A 16,213-nucleotide genomic window follows, 5' to 3' on the forward strand; every position below is an offset into this window, starting at 1 on the left:
CTGTGGGTAAGCAGGAGCCCATGCTGCGCCAACGCGGCAGGCTGCGCGCGCGCCGGCTCAAATCGTGCGCGACGGCGCGATAGCGTTGCGCGCCATAGCGCGATGCAAGCTGCCAAGCAGCAGCAGGCCGGCCAGCAGCATCAGGACCGGCGCCAACTCCGGCACCGGCGACAGCAGCGCCGCTTGCTGCGCGAAGGTTGCCGCATTGCTGGCAATCGCCACGATCTCGCCCGCATCGTTGATATCTTCCGTATAACGAAAGCTCCAGCCGTCCCAGCCGCTTCTGTCCCACAGCGTGTTCAGGTCGTATGTCTGCCCACCGGAAAACAGCATGCCGTGCTGCGTGCCTTCCCAATAGCCGACGGCCACGCCTGCGTTGTTGATGGCGGTGGCGTAGCCGGGGCCGTAGGTCTCCAGCACTTCGCCTTTCCAGATTGTGCCATGGGCCTCGGTAATATCGCTACCGCTGCCGCCGGCCGCCCAGCCCTTGTCGTTGATGTCGCGCGCCCACGAATAGCCCGCATCGGGCAGATCGTGATAAGCGCCGTCCTGCCAGACTCCGGCATGATCCCCTGCGCGCGAGAGGCCGACAACCTGCTCCTGGTCACCATTTTCACCATCCACTGCACGTGCCATCGCGACAATCGTGCCCTTGTTATTGATGGAAACCGCCGTTCCGCCATGAACGCCCGCGTCGAATGTGATGGGCTGCCGTCCCGATTGCCAGATCATCGGTTGGGCGCCGGATGATCCCACCAGCTGGCCAGCGTCATTCATATCGGTGAGGATCGCTTCTTCGCTGCTGTCCGTCAGGCATTCCAGTCCGCTGCCGCGGCGCCTGGGCAGCAGCGAGTAATGGCTAGGCAAGGACAAGACCGCACAATCGGGCAACCGGTTTCATGGCATCCTCCAGCCAAGGCACAGGAGCCAATGGTGGACTTGCCCCGTCAGCGGCGCGCGCTGAGCTTCTAATCGTGCGCGGCACAGCGATAGGGTCAGGACTTGAGTCCGCTCACAAGCTGGCGGTAGCGGCCGGGCGGCGCCCCGACGGCTTCGCTGAAACGGTGGCTGAAATGGCGAAGGTCGGCGTAGCCGCACGCTTCGGCGACTTGCTGCAGCGGCAGGCGCCCTGCGCGCAACAGGCCGCGCGCACGCTCGATGCGGCGTGCTGCAATCCAGGCCGACGGCGGCATGCCGAAGCTGATGCGGAACATGCGGGCCAGATGGAATTCCGACATGCACGCCAGTTGCGCCAGCATGCCGAGGGTGATGTTCTGGTCGAAGTGGGTTTCGATGTATTCGTGCAAGCGGCGGCGCACCAGCGGCGCCAGCCCTCCGCGCAAGCGCAGGCCAGGCCTGGTCATCGATTGCGATTGCAGCAGCTCGCTCAAGGCCTCGTGCGTGATTTCATTGGCGCGCAGCAGCTGGTCGGCGTCGTCCCACGGCTGCTGCAGCAACTCGCCGCATAGTTGCACCAGGCGCTGGTTCTCGAAATAGGTCTTGTCCTGCAAGGTGAGTTCGCGCGGCTCGCGATCCAGCTCCGCCACGGCGCGCTGCGTGAAATGCTCCGGCATGAAGTACACGTGCAGCATGCGCAACTGGCCGCGCACCACCCACTCCGATTCGTGCCAGTCCGGCAGGGAGCACAGGCGCTGTGGCGCGCCATACTGCCCCGGCAAGCCTTCGCGCTCGACTTCGTAGCCGCCGCCCAGGTAGCAGGACAAGGTGTGGTGGCCCGGCTGGCGATACTCGGTGAACGCCTCCGGCGTGCTGCGATGCCAGACCGCAGCCGCCAGCCCGTCGCCCAGCCACGCAAAACGCTCCAGCGTGGCATCGGTGCCGGACATGGTGCGGAACACGGCGTGCGACATCGCATCGCCCGGCTTGCCCGCCAGCGCCGCGCGCGCCGCCGCCCCCACGCGCTTGCGCGGAGCGGCATCCTCAAGTTGTCCAGTCAGTGGCTTCACGCCGAAAAGTCTAGCACGGCCATTCCCATCCGGCCGGCCGCCCCTCCGATTTGCGCAAGATCAGACAAGGGGACCTGGGCTCGCCGCCGCTAGTGTCGGGAAAATTTACAGCGTCGACCAGCCGTGAAACCACTTATCGATAAGAATCAGTTATTTGCTGGCGCAGGGTATAAAAATTGCTTATTGCATTTGAAGCAATGCTGTCAACTTTCCTACTGTTTTGAAAGGAATTATCGATGAAGAAGTTCGCTTGCCTGGCAGCCCTGTCACTCGCTATCTCCGCAGCACAAGCAGCGCCGATCCAGCTTGACCTGACCAGCGGCGCCTTCGCCAACAACAATGGCTCGGCTGTTGTCGACACTTATACGGAAGACGGCTTTCGCCTCCGCACGGTGCGTGCCGGCGACCATTTCGATCCCTTGTTTATCGGCGATATCGGCATCCACAACGGCTTCCAGAACGCCGACGACGTGAGTTGGGTCATCGACTTCTTCGGGGCCAGCTTCAACCTGGTCAACATCAATATCGCCGCCTATGCCGATGGCGCGTCGTCGATCACGGTGAGCGGTTCCAACGGCGCGACGCAAACCTTGTCCGGCACCGGCACCCTGGCCATCGCCGGCATGGGCAACGTGACCTCGGTCGTTTTCAATATCGACCAGGACGGCGGGACGCAAGGCTTTGGCTTTTCCGAGATTAACGTCGACACCACGCCTGTGCAACAAGTGCCCGTGCCGGGCACGCTGATGCTGCTTGGCCTCGGCTTGTCCGCACTGGGCGTTTCGCGCCGCCGCACTTCGAAGTAGGCAGGAAGAACCAGCCAGCGTGCGGCATTCCGCGCGCTGGTTCATAATACCTGGCACCAGAACTGTTACCGCCTAGTGAAGTGCCTGCCCCATGAATACACCTCCAGACGACCTGCCAATTTACCGAGTCCTGACTGGCCCCGACGATTCGAAGTTTTGCCGGCGAGTCAGCGAAGCGCTCGCACTTGGCTATCAACTTTACGGTTCGCCTTCCTTGACCTTTAACGGCGAGACGGTCATCGTGGCCCAGGCCGTCCTTTGGCCCACGGCCAAGTCTTAGCCGGAACAAACAGCAAGTTCAGACAACTGCCGGTGCGCGGCAAGCGGCACACTGGCAGGACGATGAATACTGCCCTCTACCTCACCACGGTGCTCATCTGGGGCACCACCTGGATCGCGATCAAATTCCAGCTCGGCGTCGTCGCAGCGCCGGTGTCGATCGCCTATCGTTTCTGGATCGCGGCGCTGGTGCTGATGCTGATCCTGCTCGCGCGCAGGCAGCAAGTCCTGCCGCCGCGTTCCGCCTGGCGCTACCTGCTCGCGCAGGGGCTTGCGCTGTTCTGCTGTAACTTCCTGTGCTTTTACTACGCCACGATGTGGGTGCCGAGCGGCCTGGTGGCGGTGGTGTTTTCGACCGCGCCGATCTGGAATGCGATCAATGGCCGTCTCTTCATGAAGCGGCCGATCCGGCCGCAAGTCATGGGCGGCGCGGTGCTGGGACTGGCAGGCATCGTGCTGCTGTTCCTGCCTTCCATGCAGGGGCACTGGAACGATGCCGGCATGCTGGCCGGCCTGGGACTGGCCCTGCTTGGCACGCTGTGCTTCTCGACCGGCAACCTGCTCTCGAGCCGCATGCAGGCGCTGGGCATGCAGCCCTGGCTGACCAACACCTGGGCCATGCTGTGCGGCGCCGCCATCCTGACGCTTGGCGCGCTGGCGCTCGGCATGCCGTTCAACTTCGACCCAAGCCCGCGCTATGTCGGCGCATTGCTCTACCTGGCCGTGCCGGGATCGGTGATTGCCTTCACGGCTTACCTGCTGCTGGTGGGGAGAATCGGTCCGGACCGCGCGGCTTACTGCACGGTGCTGTTCCCCGTGGTGGCGCTGACGGTGTCCACCGTCTTCGAGGGATACCAGTGGAGCAGCATGGCCCTGGCCGGGCTGCTGCTGGTCATCGGGGGGAATTTGCTGGCCTTTATGCCGGCGCGTGCCAAAGCACAGGCGCCGGCGGCAGCCTAGATCATTTCTTGGTGAATACCAGGTCCCAGACGCCGTGGCCCAGTTTCAGGCCGCGGTTTTCGAACTTGGTCAGCGGGCGGTAGGCCGGCTGCGGCGCGTAGCCTGCAGCGGTGTTCTGCAGCGCCGGCTCGGCGCTCAGCACTTCCAGCATCTGCACCGCGTAATCTTCCCAGTCGGTCGCCAGGTGGATATAGCCTCCCGGCGCCAGGTGCTCGCACAGGGTTTTCACGAATGGGGCCTGGATCAGGCGGCGCTTGTTGTGGCGCGCCTTGTGCCATGGGTCAGGGAAGTAGATATGCACGCCCGCCAGCGAACCGGCCGGGATCATGTCGCGCAATACTTCCACCGCATCGTGCTGGATCACGCGCAGGTTGGTCAGGCCTTCCTCGCCGATCAGCTTGAGCAGGCTGCCCACGCCCGGGGTGTGCACTTCCACGCCGATGAAATCCTTCTCCGGCATCAGCTTGGCGATGTGGGCGGTGGTGCCGCCCATGCCGAAGCCGATCTCCAGGATCAGCGGCGCCTTGCGGCCGAAAGTCTTCTCGAAGTCCAGCGCTTCTTTCTTGTGCTCGACCATGAATTGCGGACCGAGATCGCTCAGCGCACGCTCTTGTGCCGTAGACAGGCGTCCCGCGCGCGTGACGAAGCTGCGGATGCGGTGTTCGGTCGGGTCGTAGAGCATTTTGCCCTTTGGCGTGGATTCGGAAGACATGGCTAAACGTGCAAGGAAAAGGGGCGATTATACCATTCCGGTTTTGCCGCCCGGCCTGCGATAATAGCGGGTCTTGTCCCTAAGGAAGCCCAAGTAATGGCCCTCGCACTGAACATCCTGATCATCGTCCTGGCACTGGTAACGCTGTACTTCCTGCTGAAAGGCGGCCCGAAAGCCGCGCCTGCGCCAACGGGCAAGCCGGCCGGCGGTTCCTACACACCGCTGCCGCAGGGCGAACCGGTGCACCACTGGAGCGACGAAGGCCGCTTCCAGCTTGAAGTGCTGGGCGAATCGCGCTATTCCGACGCCATCCGCGCCCTGGCCGGCGAGCATGGCGAGGCCGCGGCCGACGCCCGCCACAAGGCGCTGCTGCTGGCGGACGACAACAACCCATATGAAGACAAGGCGGTCGCCGTCTTCCTCAACAGCGAGATGGTCGGCTACCTGGCCCCGAAAGACGCCGTGGCCTTCCGCGCCATGCTGGCGCGCCAGGAAATCAGCGGCCAGCTCACCTCGACCGACGCCGTGATCCGCGGCGGCCAGATGTACGAAGGCAAGCGCCTGGCCTATGCCGTGCTGCTCGACGTGAATGTTGCGTAAATATCACTTGGTAACTTACTAAACCCCGCGCACGATTGAATGCAGCGCGGGTTTGTGACATCATCGGCGGCTTGCTGTTTTGATAATCAATAAGGGAGCCGTCATGAAGACAAAATACGCCTTGCTGTTACCCGCCCTGCTGCTCGCAGCCTGCGCCAAGAAGGCGCCTGCGCCGGCACCGACCTCTGAAGCGACCCCAGCGCCCGCCGCTGCACCAGCCGCGCCGGCTCCAGCCCCTGCGGCGCCTGCCGCCCCTGCCGCCAGCACTGCGGCCACCGGCAATGCCCCCCTGGCAACTCCGCAGATGGACATGGAGAACATGAGCACCGAGCAGAAGGAAATGGCCAAGCGCCAGGCCAAGCTCGATTACTCCAATATGGAAGACGGCTACATCAACGACACCAACGCGCAGTGGGCCAGCACCGCCAGCGCGACGTCCGAATACGGCGGCAGCAGCTACGAGCCGGCCAACGCAACCGGCAAGGTCGACGGCAAGAATTTTGCAACCAAGGGCAGCGATGTTGGTTTCGATTCGCTCGAAGTCGGCTTCCAGAATCCGGTCAATGCCACCCAACTGCGCGTAGCGATCAGCGATGGCTACGGCCTGGAAGGCATCACCAAGGTTGAGCTGCAGGACACCGACGGCAAATGGAATACTGTATGGAGCGGCATCAACACCGTGAAGGTCGACCGGCGCGGCACCCGCACCTGGTTTGTGCAGCCGATCGAAAAGACGCCCTACAAGGCCAAGGCGGCGCGCATCACCAAATCCAATAACCTGAGTACCGACCGCCTGTATGTGGATGCGGTACAACTGGTAGGTTCCTGACCGGGCGCCCCGCCTTGCCCGACAGGCGTATCATGGCTGCAGCAGCTTGCAGGAGGCAGCCATGGAACGCGAACGGGCAAAGGCGGGAGATGCGGTGCGGCCGATCGGCTGGCACCATAAGATGCTGGTGATTCGCACCACGCCGGGCCGCACGGGCCGGAACGATGACGAGGATGTGCTGTGCCGCTGGCACGATGCCGACGGCGAGCACCAGCAAACCTTCAAATCAGGACAGCTTGAAATCCTGAACTCAGCCGCGCAAGCGCGCAACCCGCGCGGCCGGACGCTTATTTGAGCAGGCCGAAGACTTTGGAAATCGCCTTGCTGCCGTAGGAGATCGGGTTCTCGCGGATCTTCTTCTCTTCCTCCCCGATCATCAGGAACAGGCCATCGAGCGCGCGCTGGGTGACGTAGCTTTCCACCGACGCCTGCTCTTCAGTGGCCAGGCCGAACTTGGTCGCCTGCGCCATCGCGCTGTTGAACTGGCCGGACAGCTTGGACCGGTCGGTCACGCCCTTCACGATCGGCTTGAATTTCACCGCCAGCGGCGCTGCGGTTTTCTCCTTGAAGAAATCGGTGACCGAGGTGTCGCCGCCGGTCAGGATCGCCTTGGCGTCGCTCAGCGTCATCGACTTGACCGCATTCACCAGCAGCGGCTTGGCCAGCGGCACGGCTTGCTCGGCAGCGCGGTTCATCGCGGTTTCCAGCTCATCGAGCTGTTCGCCGCGGCCGGTCATTTCCAGGATCGGACGGGCTTTTTCCAGCACGCGCGGCAGCTTGATGCGCACCGCATCGTTGTTCATGAAACCGCCCTCGACGCCAAGCTTGCCCACGGCGGCCACCGAACCGGCTTCCAGCGCGGCTTTCAGGCCGCCGCCAGCCTCCTTCTCGGTCAAGGCGTCCAGGGGATTGGCCAGTGCGCCGGCGGCCAGCACCAGGCCGGCCAGCGTGGCGGCGATACGATTCATCGTTGTCATATTTATTTCTCCAGAAGTTACAGACTGACCGTAGTGTACGCCTTCAGGTTGACACTGTTGGGTACTTCCGCCATCGACAGCACCCGCAGGTGCGGCAGCACGCGCTCGCTCAGGGCGCGCACATGGCGCCGCAAGTCCGGCGCGCACAGCAGCACCGGCAGCATATTCGCCTTCATCATGCGGTCGGCCTGGCTGGCCAGGCGCGCCAGCAGCTGGTCGGCGAACTTGGGCTCGACCACGATGCCGCCGCCGTCGGCCTGGCGCACGCTTTGCATCAGCACCTGTTCGATGGCCGGGTCCAGGGTCAGCACGTGCAGGGCGCTGTGATCGCCCAGCAGGTCCTGGCAGATGGCCGTGCCCAGCTTCTGGCGCACCACTTCGGTCAGGTAGCCCAGGTCCTTGCTGTTGCGGCCGGCGTCGGCCAGGGTTTCCAGGATCGCTTCCAGGTGGCGCACCGAGACTTTTTCGCGCAGCAGGTTCTGCAGGATCTTCTGGATGTCGCTGACCGACACCACGGTCGGCACCAGTTCTTCCACAAGCCCGGGCTGGCTGTCGCGGATGCGCTGCAGCAGCTTGTCGGTCTCGCCGCGCGTCAGCAGCATGGCCGACTGCTGCTTCAGCACTTCAGAAAGGTGGGTGATGAACACCGTGCCCGGGTCGACCAGGGTGTAGCGCGCCGAGCGCGCCAGTTCCTTTTCGCTGTCGGCGATCCAGATCGCCGGCAAGCCGTAGGTCGGCTCGCGCGTCTCGATCCCCTTCAACGGCCGCTGCTCGCCGCCGCTGTGGATGGCCAGCGTGTGGTCGAGCATGATGTCGCCCTTGCCGGCCAGCGCGCCGAACACGCGCAGCTCGTAGGCGGTGGCGGCCAGCTGCGGCGCGTCGCGGAAGCGCACGCGCGGCAGCACCATGCCGGATTCCAGCGCGAACTGCTTGCGCAGCGCGGCAATCCGTTCGGTCAGCAGGCTTTGCTCGCCGTTCACCAGCGGCAGCAGGGTCGCCCCCATCAGCACTTCGATCGGTTCCACTTTCAGCAGGTCGTAGGTGTCTTCCTCGCCATCCTTGGCGTCGGCGTCCTGGTCGTCTTCCGGCTTGCCGCCGACCTTGCGGCGCAGCAGCAGGCCGACGCCGAACAGCGTGCCGCCCACCACCAGTACCGACAGCGGCGGAATGCCCGGCAGGAAGAACAGCGCCGCCATGGCGCCGGCCACGATGAACAGGGTCTTGGGGAAGGAGGTCAGCTGGCGCAGCACCTGGCTGCTCAGGTTGCCGTCCGAGGCGGAGCGCGTCACGATGATGCCGGTGCCCACCGAAATCACCAGCGCCGGCACCTGGGTCACGATGCCGTCGCCCACGGTCAGCAGGGTAAAGGTGTGCAGCGCCTGGTCCCAGCGCATGCCCATCTGCATGATGCCGATCACCAGGCCGCCGACGATGTTGATCAGCATGATCAGGATGCCGGCAATGGCATCGCCCTTGACGAATTTGCTGGCGCCGTCCATCGCGCCGTAGAAACCCGATTCCTTTTCCAGCAGCTTGCGGCGGCGCTTGGCTTCTTCCTGGTCGATGAAGCCCATGTTCAGGTCGGCGTCAATGCTCATCTGCTGGCCCGGCATGCTGTCCAGCGTGAAGCGGGCCGCCACTTCGGACACGCGCTGCGCGCCGCTGGTCACCACCACGTACTGCACCACCACCAGGATCAGGAACACGATCATGCCGATCACGTAGTTGCCGCCCACCACATAGGAGCCGATGGCGCCGATCACGCGTCCGGCGTCGGCATCGCTGAGGATCAGGCGGGTGGCCGCCACGTTGAGCGACAGCCGGAACAGGGTGGCGATCAGCAGCAGCGAGGGAAAAGTGGAAAACTCCACCGGCCGCGGGATATAGAAGGTCAGCAGCAGGATGGTCAGGGCGAAGCTGATATTGCACAGGATCAGGAAATCCAGCATGGCCGACGGGATCGGCACGAACAGCACGCACAGGATGCCGACCACCAGCAGCACCATGACCAGGTCGGCGTTCTCGCCAAAATAACGACGTAACATCAATTCTTCCTTCCAGACTGACGGCGGGCCTCGCGCATGGCGTAGACCCAGACCATGATTTTTGCAAGCTGCGGATACAGCTTTTCCGGCACGTAGCCGTCGTAATCGACTTCGCGGAACAAGGTGCGCGCCAGCGGCTTGTTCTGCACGATCGGGATATTCTTGCGCCCGGCCAGTGCGCGCATGCGCGCCGCCAGGTCGCCGGCGCCCTTGGCCACCACCTTGGGCGCGGCCGCGCTGCCATGCTCGTAGCGCAGCGCCACGGCCAGGCGGGTCGGGTTGGTGACCAGCACGTCGGCGCTGGCCATGCGCCGCATCGACTGGCTGCGCTTGAGCATGTCCTTGCGCAGTTCGCGGATGCGGGCGCGGATGCGCGGATCGCCTTCGCGGTTCTTGTGCTCGTCCTTGATGTCGCGCTTGCTCATGCGCATGCGCTTGGCGTAATCCCAGCGCACAAAGCCCATGTCGGCCAGCGCAATCAACAGCAGCGCCAACGCCAGCTTGCCCAGCAGGCCGCCCACCAGCTCGAGCAGGATGCGCGGATAGGCGGCCGGCGCCGCCGTCGGCAAGGCCATCAGGCCCGGCAGCGCCGCGCTCACGGCGGCCCACGCCACCCCGGCCAGCACCACCAGCTTGACGATGCTCTTGCCGGCCTCGAACAGGGTGCGCATCGAAAAGATGCGCTTGAAACCATCGACCGGGTTGAGGCGCTTGAAGTCCGGCTTGACCGGGTGCACGCTGAATATCGGGCCGGTCTGCGCCAGGTTGGTCAGCAGCGCGGCAATCACCAGCGCCATCAGCAGGGGCGCCAGCAACAGCAGCACCGCCAACAGCAGCTGGCCGCACCAGGCCGCCAGGTTGGCCACGCTCCACTCCAGCCCCGGCGCCCGCGCCAGGGTGCGCTGCGCCATGCTGAGCAGCTTGCCCAGGCCGTCCCAGCCGCTAGCCTGCACCACCACCGTCAGCACGGCAATGGCCGCGCACGACAGGAAGTCCACGCTCTTCGCCACCTGGCCCTTTTTGCGCGCGTCCTCCAGCCGGTGCGGCGTGGCCTGTTCCGAACGGTCGCTATCCTGTTCCGCCATCAGCGCAGCACGCTTTCCCAGTAGGTGAAGATGGAGCGGTAGACGCGCTGCATGGCCGGCCCCAGCGTCGGTGCGCTGACGGCAAAGATGGTCAGCGCCGCCACCAGCTTGAGCGGGATGCTGACCACGAACACGTTCATCTGCGGCAGCGTGCGCGAGGCCACGGCCAGCGCCAGCTCCAGCAGCAGCAGGCACAGGATGACCGGAATCACCAGCGCGATGCCGTAGGAGAACACCAGCCCGAACTGCGCCACGGCCGCATCGGCCGACAGTTCCAGCCCGGCGCCCGGCGCCGCCCGCTGCAGCGAGAAGGCCAGGCCGCGCAGCAGCGCATGGTGGCCGTCAAGGGCGAAGAACAGCGCCACCCCGGTCATGTTGAGGATGGTGGCAAACATCGGCGCGCCCGAGCGCGTCACCGGGTCATACACTACGCCCAGGCCGAAACCGCTCTGCACGTCGAGGATCTTGCCGGCCATGGCAAACGCGCCGAAGGCGGCAAACACGCCGAAGGCCAGCGTGATGCCGACCACCACTTCGCCGATCGCTCCCAACAGCACCTGGCCCGGGCCGAAGCTGGCCAGCGCCGGCCGCACGCCGCCGCCGGACACCAGCAGCGCCGCCAGCGCCAGCGTAAACAGCACGCGCACCACCACCGGCGTGCCCTGCACCATGGGTACCGGCGCCAGCAGGAACACGCAGCCCAGGCGCAGCCACACGTAAAACACTGCCAGGGCCCATGCCGCATCGACGTTGATCTGCATCGCTCGCCTTAGAATTGCTGCGGTATCGACGCGATCAGGCCGGCGCCGAAGGCCACCAGGCGCTTCAGCATCCACGGCCCGCACACCACCAGCACCACCACGGCCGCCACCAGCTTGGGCACGAAACTGAGCGAGGCTTCCTGGATCTGCGTCACCACCTGCAGCACGCTGACCAGCAAGCCCACCAGCAAGGTCACGGCCAGCAGCGGCGCCGCGATCAGCAAGCCGGTCCACAGCAGCTCGGACAGCATGCGCAGGGCCATGTCACTGCCCATCCTGACCTCCCGTCGCCAGCAGCTGCGCCATCGCCTGTTCCAGCAGGGGTTGGCAGGAATCATCCTGCTCCAGCGCTTCCTGCACCTCGTCGACCATGCGGAAAAAACGCGGATCGGCCAGCAGGTGCTGGCCCAGCTCGTCCAGCAGCACCGCTTCCAGGAACACGCGCAAGGCCTTGCGCCCGCGCTGCGGGTCGTCGCGGCCGATGGCGCGCACCCGCTGTTCCACCAGGCGCGCCAGCGTGCCGTCCGGCGTTGCCGCCGCGCGCCCGTCCGCACTGGGGGCGCGCCGGCCGGCGGCCGCGCCATGCGGCGCCAGCTGGCTGCGGATCATCCGCACCAGGGCCGTCACGCCGCTTACCGAAGTCACCATTCCATGCTCTCCCTACAGGCTGACGTCCAGCCCGCGTCCGCGCAATTGACGGCGCAGCGCCGTCATTGCCTCTTTGTGTAATTGGGTCACCCGCCCGGCCGACAGCTCGCAGTCCTGCGCAATCTCGCCGAACGGCTGCTGCTGCAGGTAGTGCGCATGCACGATGCGGCGCTGCAGCGGCGGCAGCTGCTCCAGCGCCGCCATCAGGGTATTGCGCAGCTGGCGCAGCTCGACGCCATGATAACTGTTGTCGGCATACTCCCTTTCGCCGGCGGCATACAGGCCGGTTTCCTCCAGCAGGAAGCCGACCGCGAGCCCGATGGCCAGTTCGGCCAGCTGGCCGAAGACATCGGCGTCCCGCCGGTCCGCCAGCGCGCCCACCCGCTGCGACACGATGCGCTTGCGCGCGGCCACCTGCTCGCGCAGGTCGCTGGCCGAATCGATGCCGTTCAGGATGGCGCCGCTGACCCGCGACGAGGCGAACGTCTCGAACTTGGCGCCGCGGCTGTCCTGGTAGCGGTCGATCGCTTCCAGCAGGCCGACCCGGGCGTACTGCAGGTAATCGTCGAACTCCAGGTCGTCCTGCACGCGGCGCGCGTACATGCGCGCCGCGTGCATGCGTGCATACGCATCGTAGGCTTGCGCCAGCGCGGCGCGCGCCTCGGCCTCGCCCCCGTGAAAGCGCTGCCATACCGTTTCCAGGACGTCCTCCGACACCGGCATTGCCCTCAGACGAAAGTACCCAGCAGGGCGCGCACCACCAGGTTCCAGCCGTCCATCAGCACGAACAGCAGGATCTTCACCGGCAGCGAGATCGAGGCCGGCGGCACCATCATCATGCCCAGCGCCATCAGCGCCGACGACACCACCAGGTCCACCAGCAGGAAAGGCAGGAAGATCACGAAGCCGATCTGGAAGGCAGCGCGCAGCTCGGACAGCATGAAGGCAGGAATCAGCTGCAGCATGCTGATGTCTTCCATGCTGGCCGGGCGTTCGGCGTGCGCCAATTCCACCATCAGCGCCAGGTCCGCTTCGCGCGTCTGGCGCACCATGAACTCGCGCAGCGGCGCCAGCGCCTTGGGGATGGCCTTTTCAGCAGTGAGCTTGCCCGCCACATAGGGCTGCAGGGCCTGGGTATTGGCCTGCTGCAGCGCCGGCGCCATGGTGAACATGGTCAGGAACAGCGACAGGCTGATGATGACGGCATTGGGCGGCGTCTCCTGCATGCCCAGCGCATGGCGCAGCATCGACAGCACGATCACGATGCGGATGAAGGAAGTCATCGACATCAGGATGGCCGGCGCCAGCGACAGCACGGTCAGGCCGAGCAGGATGCGCACCGCCGCCGAAGTGTCGGCGCGGCTGGCCCCGCCCAGGTTAAGCTGGATGGCCGGTGCGCTGTCCGGCGCGGCCCAGGCCACGCCCACCCACAGCAGCAGCGCCAGTACGGCGCCGGCCTGGCACAGGCGGCGCATCATGGCGCCACCGGCGCTACGGCTGCCGGCGCGGCAGCCGCTGCCACCTGCGCCACGCCGTGTTCGGTATGCGCCAGCAGCAGGCGCTGGCCCTCGAATTCCACCACCACCAGCTGGGCGCGCGGGCCCAGCGGCTGGCGTTCCAGCACGCGCAGCAGGCGGCCGCCGCTGCCGCCGCCCGCCTGCGGCAGGCGGCGCCGCAGGAACAGCACGGCAACGATCACCAGCAGCGACAGCAGCAGCACCGCCACGGCGCCGCCGCCGACCGGCGCGGCGCCCAGCGGCGTGTCCTGCTTGAAGGGGATGGCCGGCGCGCTGACGACGGCGCTGGCCGTTGCGGCAACTGCTTCAGCCATGGCTGCGCGGCGCCACTTCCGTTACCCGCACGCCGAACTGGTCGCCCACCACCACCAGTTCGCCGCGCCCCACCACCTGGCCGTTGACCACCAGGTCGAGCGGCGCATCGACCGCGCGGTCCAGCGTGAACACGGCGCCGGCCTGCAGCTCCATCAGCTGCGCCAGGCTGGCCTGGGCCTGCCCGACCTGCACTGTCAGGCCGACCTGCACCCCTTGCAGCAAAGCGCCCTGGCCCAGGGCCAGCGGGGCGCCGCCGCCATGGCCGCGCAGTTCGGCCAGCTCGACGCGCTCGGCCAGTTCAACGGATGCGGCCTGGCCGCTTGCATGACTGCTCATTACGATCTTCCTTACAAAATTAAACAGGGGCCGGCGCGGCTTGCACCGCGAGGGCCTGGCCCACCTTGCCGAGGTGGGCGTGGAACAGGGTGCTGGCGCCATCCGGGGCCAGCACGGGCAGCGGCTGCTCGGCGCTGCGGCCAAGGCGGATCACGTCGCCCACGCGCACCGCCATCAGGTCGGCCAGGTCGAGCTCAATGCTGCCCAGCTGCACCGGCAGCGCCAGCGTGGCAGCGCCGACTGCCGCCTGCAGCTCGCAGGGCGCCAGCGGCGCCAGGGCTGCCGGAGCGGCCGGGGCCAGGGCAGCCACGGCGGCATGGTCGAGCAGGATGGCCAGCGCCTGGCGGCCGAAGTGCAGCTGCACCAGGGCCGCGCCGGAGCCGGCCGCATACAGTTCGCGCGCGGGCGCCAGCGCGCCGACGCGCTGGCCTGCCGGCAGCGCCGTCCCCAGCGCCTGCAGCAGCGCTTCCTGTGCGCGCCCGGCCAGCGCCTGCGCCAGGCCGGTGCCCGGCGCCGCGCCGCACAGCGCGCGCTCCAGCGCGCCGCCCAGTTCATCCGGCCAGGCCAGCCAGGCCCTGGCGCCGCCAGCGCCTTCGAAGGCGGCGCGCGGCGTCCACAGCGCGGCAGCGCCGGCCCGCAGCGCCACGCACTCGATGCGCTCGGGCGCCAGGCCCCAGGCCTGCTGCCATGGACGCAGCGCCGCTTCCAGCGCTGCGCGCAACGCCGCCAGGCGGCTGTCGCTCAATAAGATGTAAGGCCTGGTGTGCATCAGCGCTTCATTTCAAACAGTTGCTGGATCATTTCGTTGGCCGTGCTGACCACGTGCGAGGCGGCCTGGTAGCCGCGCTGCATCAGGATCAGGTTGGAAAATTCCTCGGCCAGGTCGACGTTGGAACCTTCGCGGTGGCCGGCCTGCAGCTTGCCGAAGGTGGCGCTGCCGGCATAGCCATAGCTGGCCACCACGTCGGCGTTGCGGCGGAAGGCGCTGCCGCCCGCTTCGCTCAGGTCGCGCACGCTGTCGAAGTCGGCCAGCGCCAGGCGCGGCCCGGTGCTGGTCTGGCCATTGCTGTACTTGATGGTCACCAGCCCGTCGCTGCCGATGGTCTGGTCCGACTTGGAACCGGCCGCGTAGCCGTCCTGGCTGGCGAAGGCGATGGTGGAAGCGCCGGGCTGCGCCATCACGTCGCTGGCGAAGTCGAACTTCAGGCTGGTGGCCGTCAGGCCGGCCGGGGTCCAGTCCACCGTCACCGCATTAAAGCCCGGCACCGGGTAGGCGCCGGCAAACTTCAGCGTGCCGGTGCCCACCGTGGTGGCGCCTTCGCTGATGGTCAGCGCATACTCGCTGTTGCCGTTGTGGTGGATTTTCATGCTCAGGCTATGGCTGGTGCCGTTGGCGTCCACCGCGGTGATGCTGGGCACGGTGACATCGGCCAGCGCCGCCGTGCTGCCGGCTGCCGGCGACGGGATCGCGCCGGCGAACTTGAGGGTGGTGGTGGCCTTGGCCGGGCTGCGCAGCTGCTTGTCCAGCACCAGGTCGGACAGCGTCCCGCCCTCGCCCATGGCCTGCACCGCGTCGCCGGCCGAGTTGACCAGCGCGCCTTTGTCGTTGAACGAGAAGTCGCCGGCGCGGGTGTACAGGTATTCGTTGTCGCGCTTGATGACGAAGAAGCCGTTGCCGTTGATGCGCAGGTCGGTCGGGTTGCCGGTCGACTGGTCCTGGCCGGCCTGGAAGTTGACCACCGTGCCGCCGACCGCCATGCCGCTGCCGCCGCTGCCGGCGTTGCTGCCGGCAGCGCCCTGGCCGCCGCCGGCCTGCTGGTCGAACAGGGCCGTGAAGCCCAGCTGCGAGGACTTGAAGCCGGCCGTGTTGACGTTGGCCAGGTTGTTGCCGACCGTGCGCAAGCCTTTTTCGTGGCCCAGCAAGGCGGAAGTGCCGATAGTGATCGATTCGAACATGCTGCCCCCTTAGCGGATATTGATGATCTGCGACAGGTTGATATTGGACTGCGAGCGGGCGCCGGCAGTGACGGTCATCAGCGGCTGGCCGCTGGCCAGCGACAGCGCCGACACGGTGCCGGTAAATGGCGCGCCGTTGACGTTGATGTCGACCGTCTTGCCCAGCAGGCCCAGGGCCTGGGTCGAAGCCTGGTTGGACAGCATGCCGTCCAGCTTTTCGTTGAGCTGGCGGGTCTGTTCCAGGTTGGCGAACTGGGCGATCTGCGCCACGAATTCCTGGTTGTCGACCGGCTTCAGCGGGTCCTGGTTGTTCAGCTGGGCGGTCAGGATCTTCAGGAAGTCCTCGATGCTGACGTTGGCCGAATTGGAGGTGCCGCGCGCGCTGCTGCTGACGGCCGATGCGCTACTGATGGTCATGTC

Annotated in this window: 22 protein-coding genes; 6 read left to right on the forward strand and 16 right to left on the reverse strand. The window is 66.2% G+C overall.

Going from position 1 to position 16,213, the window contains the following annotated elements; genetic code table 11:
* Positions 1-57 precede the first annotated feature (57 nt).
* Entirely contained in the window at positions 58-873 is an 816-nt protein-coding gene (locus ACN9MW_RS29375) for a hypothetical protein (protein WP_426165590.1), read from the reverse strand.
* A 122-nt stretch (positions 874-995) separates the two neighbouring features.
* Positions 996-1,871 carry a helix-turn-helix domain-containing protein gene (locus ACN9MW_RS29380; RefSeq protein WP_426172331.1) on the reverse strand — a complete coding sequence of 292 codons (876 nt, stop codon included), beginning with the start codon at positions 1,869-1,871 and terminating at the stop codon, positions 996-998.
* Positions 1,872-2,203: 332 nt separating this feature from the next.
* Here ACN9MW_RS29380 and ACN9MW_RS29385 point away from each other — a divergent pair, with 332 nt between their 5' ends.
* The 3 genes from ACN9MW_RS29385 to ACN9MW_RS29395 all read left to right on the forward strand — a co-directional run bounded on the left by ACN9MW_RS29385 (position 2,204) and on the right by ACN9MW_RS29395 (position 4,012).
* Positions 2,204-2,773, forward strand: a complete 570-nt coding sequence (locus ACN9MW_RS29385) for a PEP-CTERM sorting domain-containing protein (protein ID WP_426165592.1) — start codon at positions 2,204-2,206, stop codon at positions 2,771-2,773.
* 91 nt (positions 2,774-2,864) lie between these two features.
* Positions 2,865-3,053, forward strand: a complete 189-nt coding sequence (locus ACN9MW_RS29390; RefSeq protein WP_426165594.1) for a DUF1737 domain-containing protein — start codon at positions 2,865-2,867, stop codon at positions 3,051-3,053.
* 62 nt (positions 3,054-3,115) lie between these two features.
* Positions 3,116-4,012, forward strand: a complete 897-nt coding sequence (locus tag ACN9MW_RS29395; RefSeq protein WP_426165596.1) for a DMT family transporter — start codon at positions 3,116-3,118, stop codon at positions 4,010-4,012.
* A gap of 1 nt (position 4,013) precedes the next feature.
* Here ACN9MW_RS29395 and trmB read toward each other — a convergent pair whose 3' ends face one another.
* Positions 4,014-4,694 carry a tRNA (guanosine(46)-N7)-methyltransferase TrmB gene (trmB, locus tag ACN9MW_RS29400; protein ID WP_426172332.1) on the reverse strand — a complete coding sequence of 227 codons (681 nt, stop codon included), beginning with the start codon at positions 4,692-4,694 and terminating at the stop codon, positions 4,014-4,016.
* Positions 4,695-4,820: 126 nt separating this feature from the next.
* Here trmB and ACN9MW_RS29405 point away from each other — a divergent pair, with 126 nt between their 5' ends.
* The 3 genes from ACN9MW_RS29405 (at position 4,821) to ACN9MW_RS29415 (ending at position 6,448) form a co-directional block, all read left to right on the forward strand.
* The gene (locus tag ACN9MW_RS29405) at positions 4,821-5,324 is read left to right on the forward strand and encodes a hypothetical protein (protein ID WP_426165598.1); all 504 of its coding nucleotides are present in this window, start codon (positions 4,821-4,823) and stop codon (positions 5,322-5,324) included.
* A gap of 103 nt (positions 5,325-5,427) precedes the next feature.
* The gene (locus tag ACN9MW_RS29410; RefSeq protein WP_426165600.1) at positions 5,428-6,153 is read left to right on the forward strand and encodes a hypothetical protein; all 726 of its coding nucleotides are present in this window, start codon (positions 5,428-5,430) and stop codon (positions 6,151-6,153) included.
* Positions 6,154-6,214: 61 nt separating this feature from the next.
* Positions 6,215-6,448 carry a hypothetical protein gene (locus ACN9MW_RS29415; protein ID WP_426165602.1) on the forward strand — a complete coding sequence of 78 codons (234 nt, stop codon included), beginning with the start codon at positions 6,215-6,217 and terminating at the stop codon, positions 6,446-6,448.
* Here the strand turns inward: ACN9MW_RS29415 and ACN9MW_RS29420 are convergent.
* The 13 genes from ACN9MW_RS29420 to ACN9MW_RS29480 are packed head-to-tail and all read right to left on the reverse strand — an operon-like array spanning position 6,441 to position 16,210.
* Positions 6,441-7,130, reverse strand: coding sequence for a DUF4197 domain-containing protein (locus ACN9MW_RS29420; RefSeq protein ID WP_426165604.1), 690 nt, complete (start codon positions 7,128-7,130; stop codon positions 6,441-6,443). The genes ACN9MW_RS29415 and ACN9MW_RS29420 overlap by 8 nt on opposite strands.
* Before the next feature lie 17 nt (positions 7,131-7,147).
* Positions 7,148-9,175 carry a flagellar biosynthesis protein FlhA gene (gene flhA / locus ACN9MW_RS29425; RefSeq protein WP_426165606.1) on the reverse strand — a complete coding sequence of 676 codons (2,028 nt, stop codon included), beginning with the start codon at positions 9,173-9,175 and terminating at the stop codon, positions 7,148-7,150.
* Positions 9,175-10,260: an EscU/YscU/HrcU family type III secretion system export apparatus switch protein gene (locus ACN9MW_RS29430; RefSeq protein ID WP_426165608.1), complete on the reverse strand. Its 1,086-nt coding sequence runs from the start codon at positions 10,258-10,260 to the stop codon at positions 9,175-9,177. Before ACN9MW_RS29430 ends, flhA begins: the two co-directional genes overlap by 1 nt.
* Positions 10,260-11,021, reverse strand: a complete 762-nt coding sequence (locus ACN9MW_RS29435; protein ID WP_426165610.1) for a flagellar biosynthetic protein FliR — start codon at positions 11,019-11,021, stop codon at positions 10,260-10,262. The genes ACN9MW_RS29430 and ACN9MW_RS29435 overlap by 1 nt, the downstream gene beginning before the upstream one ends.
* Before the next feature lie 8 nt (positions 11,022-11,029).
* Positions 11,030-11,296: a flagellar biosynthetic protein FliQ gene (locus ACN9MW_RS29440; RefSeq protein ID WP_426165612.1), complete on the reverse strand. Its 267-nt coding sequence runs from the start codon at positions 11,294-11,296 to the stop codon at positions 11,030-11,032.
* Positions 11,286-11,669 carry a hypothetical protein gene (locus tag ACN9MW_RS29445; protein ID WP_426165614.1) on the reverse strand — a complete coding sequence of 128 codons (384 nt, stop codon included), beginning with the start codon at positions 11,667-11,669 and terminating at the stop codon, positions 11,286-11,288. The genes ACN9MW_RS29440 and ACN9MW_RS29445 overlap by 11 nt, the downstream gene beginning before the upstream one ends.
* Before the next feature lie 12 nt (positions 11,670-11,681).
* Positions 11,682-12,386, reverse strand: coding sequence for a sigma-70 family RNA polymerase sigma factor (locus ACN9MW_RS29450; protein ID WP_426165616.1), 705 nt, complete (start codon positions 12,384-12,386; stop codon positions 11,682-11,684).
* An 11-nt stretch (positions 12,387-12,397) separates the two neighbouring features.
* Positions 12,398-13,147 (reverse strand): flagellar type III secretion system pore protein FliP, encoded by a 750-nt coding sequence (gene fliP / locus ACN9MW_RS29455; RefSeq protein ID WP_426165618.1) that lies wholly within the window; start codon positions 13,145-13,147, stop codon positions 12,398-12,400.
* Positions 13,144-13,500: a flagellar biosynthetic protein FliO gene (locus ACN9MW_RS29460; RefSeq protein WP_426165620.1), complete on the reverse strand. Its 357-nt coding sequence runs from the start codon at positions 13,498-13,500 to the stop codon at positions 13,144-13,146. The genes fliP and ACN9MW_RS29460 overlap by 4 nt, the downstream gene beginning before the upstream one ends.
* Positions 13,493-13,837 carry a FliM/FliN family flagellar motor switch protein gene (locus ACN9MW_RS29465; RefSeq protein ID WP_426165622.1) on the reverse strand — a complete coding sequence of 115 codons (345 nt, stop codon included), beginning with the start codon at positions 13,835-13,837 and terminating at the stop codon, positions 13,493-13,495. Before ACN9MW_RS29465 ends, ACN9MW_RS29460 begins: the two co-directional genes overlap by 8 nt.
* A gap of 19 nt (positions 13,838-13,856) precedes the next feature.
* Complete coding sequence (locus tag ACN9MW_RS29470; RefSeq protein ID WP_426165624.1) at positions 13,857-14,606, reverse strand: FliM/FliN family flagellar motor switch protein; 750 nt, start codon at positions 14,604-14,606, stop codon at positions 13,857-13,859.
* Complete coding sequence (locus ACN9MW_RS29475) at positions 14,606-15,793, reverse strand: flagellar hook protein FlgE (RefSeq protein ID WP_426165626.1); 1,188 nt, start codon at positions 15,791-15,793, stop codon at positions 14,606-14,608. Before ACN9MW_RS29475 ends, ACN9MW_RS29470 begins: the two co-directional genes overlap by 1 nt.
* 9 nt (positions 15,794-15,802) lie before the next feature.
* Positions 15,803-16,210, reverse strand: a complete 408-nt coding sequence (locus tag ACN9MW_RS29480) for a flagellar hook assembly protein FlgD (RefSeq protein ID WP_426165628.1) — start codon at positions 16,208-16,210, stop codon at positions 15,803-15,805.
* Between the last annotated feature and the right edge of the window lie 3 nt (positions 16,211-16,213).

This window comes from Pseudoduganella sp. R-34 (assembly GCF_049904655.1).
Taxonomy (GTDB): domain Bacteria; phylum Pseudomonadota; class Gammaproteobacteria; order Burkholderiales; family Burkholderiaceae_D; genus Rugamonas.

Bases quoted from the DNA above. Each gene is read 5' to 3' on its own strand.
- ACN9MW_RS29380 (WP_426172331.1), bottom strand. From the start codon at position 1,871: ATGTCGCACGCCGTGTTCCGCACCATGTCCGGCACCGATGCCACGCTG.
- ACN9MW_RS29385 (WP_426165592.1), top strand. From the start codon at position 2,204: ATGAAGAAGTTCGCTTGCCTGGCAGCCCTGTCACTCGCTATCTCCGCA.
- ACN9MW_RS29390 (WP_426165594.1), top strand. From the start codon at position 2,865: ATGAATACACCTCCAGACGACCTGCCAATTTACCGAGTCCTGACTGGC.
- ACN9MW_RS29395 (WP_426165596.1), top strand. From the start codon at position 3,116: ATGAATACTGCCCTCTACCTCACCACGGTGCTCATCTGGGGCACCACC.
- trmB (WP_426172332.1), bottom strand. From the start codon at position 4,694: ATGCTCTACGACCCGACCGAACACCGCATCCGCAGCTTCGTCACGCGC.
- ACN9MW_RS29405 (WP_426165598.1), top strand. From the start codon at position 4,821: ATGGCCCTCGCACTGAACATCCTGATCATCGTCCTGGCACTGGTAACG.
- ACN9MW_RS29410 (WP_426165600.1), top strand. From the start codon at position 5,428: ATGAAGACAAAATACGCCTTGCTGTTACCCGCCCTGCTGCTCGCAGCC.
- ACN9MW_RS29415 (WP_426165602.1), top strand. From the start codon at position 6,215: ATGGAACGCGAACGGGCAAAGGCGGGAGATGCGGTGCGGCCGATCGGC.
- ACN9MW_RS29420 (WP_426165604.1), bottom strand. From the start codon at position 7,130: ATGACAACGATGAATCGTATCGCCGCCACGCTGGCCGGCCTGGTGCTG.
- flhA (WP_426165606.1), bottom strand. From the start codon at position 9,175: ATGTTACGTCGTTATTTTGGCGAGAACGCCGACCTGGTCATGGTGCTG.
- ACN9MW_RS29430 (WP_426165608.1), bottom strand. From the start codon at position 10,260: ATGGCGGAACAGGATAGCGACCGTTCGGAACAGGCCACGCCGCACCGG.
- ACN9MW_RS29435 (WP_426165610.1), bottom strand. From the start codon at position 11,021: ATGCAGATCAACGTCGATGCGGCATGGGCCCTGGCAGTGTTTTACGTG.
- ACN9MW_RS29440 (WP_426165612.1), bottom strand. From the start codon at position 11,296: ATGGGCAGTGACATGGCCCTGCGCATGCTGTCCGAGCTGCTGTGGACC.
- ACN9MW_RS29445 (WP_426165614.1), bottom strand. From the start codon at position 11,669: ATGGTGACTTCGGTAAGCGGCGTGACGGCCCTGGTGCGGATGATCCGC.
- fliP (WP_426165618.1), bottom strand. From the start codon at position 13,147: ATGATGCGCCGCCTGTGCCAGGCCGGCGCCGTACTGGCGCTGCTGCTG.
- ACN9MW_RS29460 (WP_426165620.1), bottom strand. From the start codon at position 13,500: ATGGCTGAAGCAGTTGCCGCAACGGCCAGCGCCGTCGTCAGCGCGCCG.
- ACN9MW_RS29465 (WP_426165622.1), bottom strand. From the start codon at position 13,837: ATGAGCAGTCATGCAAGCGGCCAGGCCGCATCCGTTGAACTGGCCGAG.
- ACN9MW_RS29470 (WP_426165624.1), bottom strand. From the start codon at position 14,606: ATGCACACCAGGCCTTACATCTTATTGAGCGACAGCCGCCTGGCGGCG.
- ACN9MW_RS29475 (WP_426165626.1), bottom strand. From the start codon at position 15,793: ATGTTCGAATCGATCACTATCGGCACTTCCGCCTTGCTGGGCCACGAA.
- ACN9MW_RS29480 (WP_426165628.1), bottom strand. From the start codon at position 16,210: ATGACCATCAGTAGCGCATCGGCCGTCAGCAGCAGCGCGCGCGGCACC.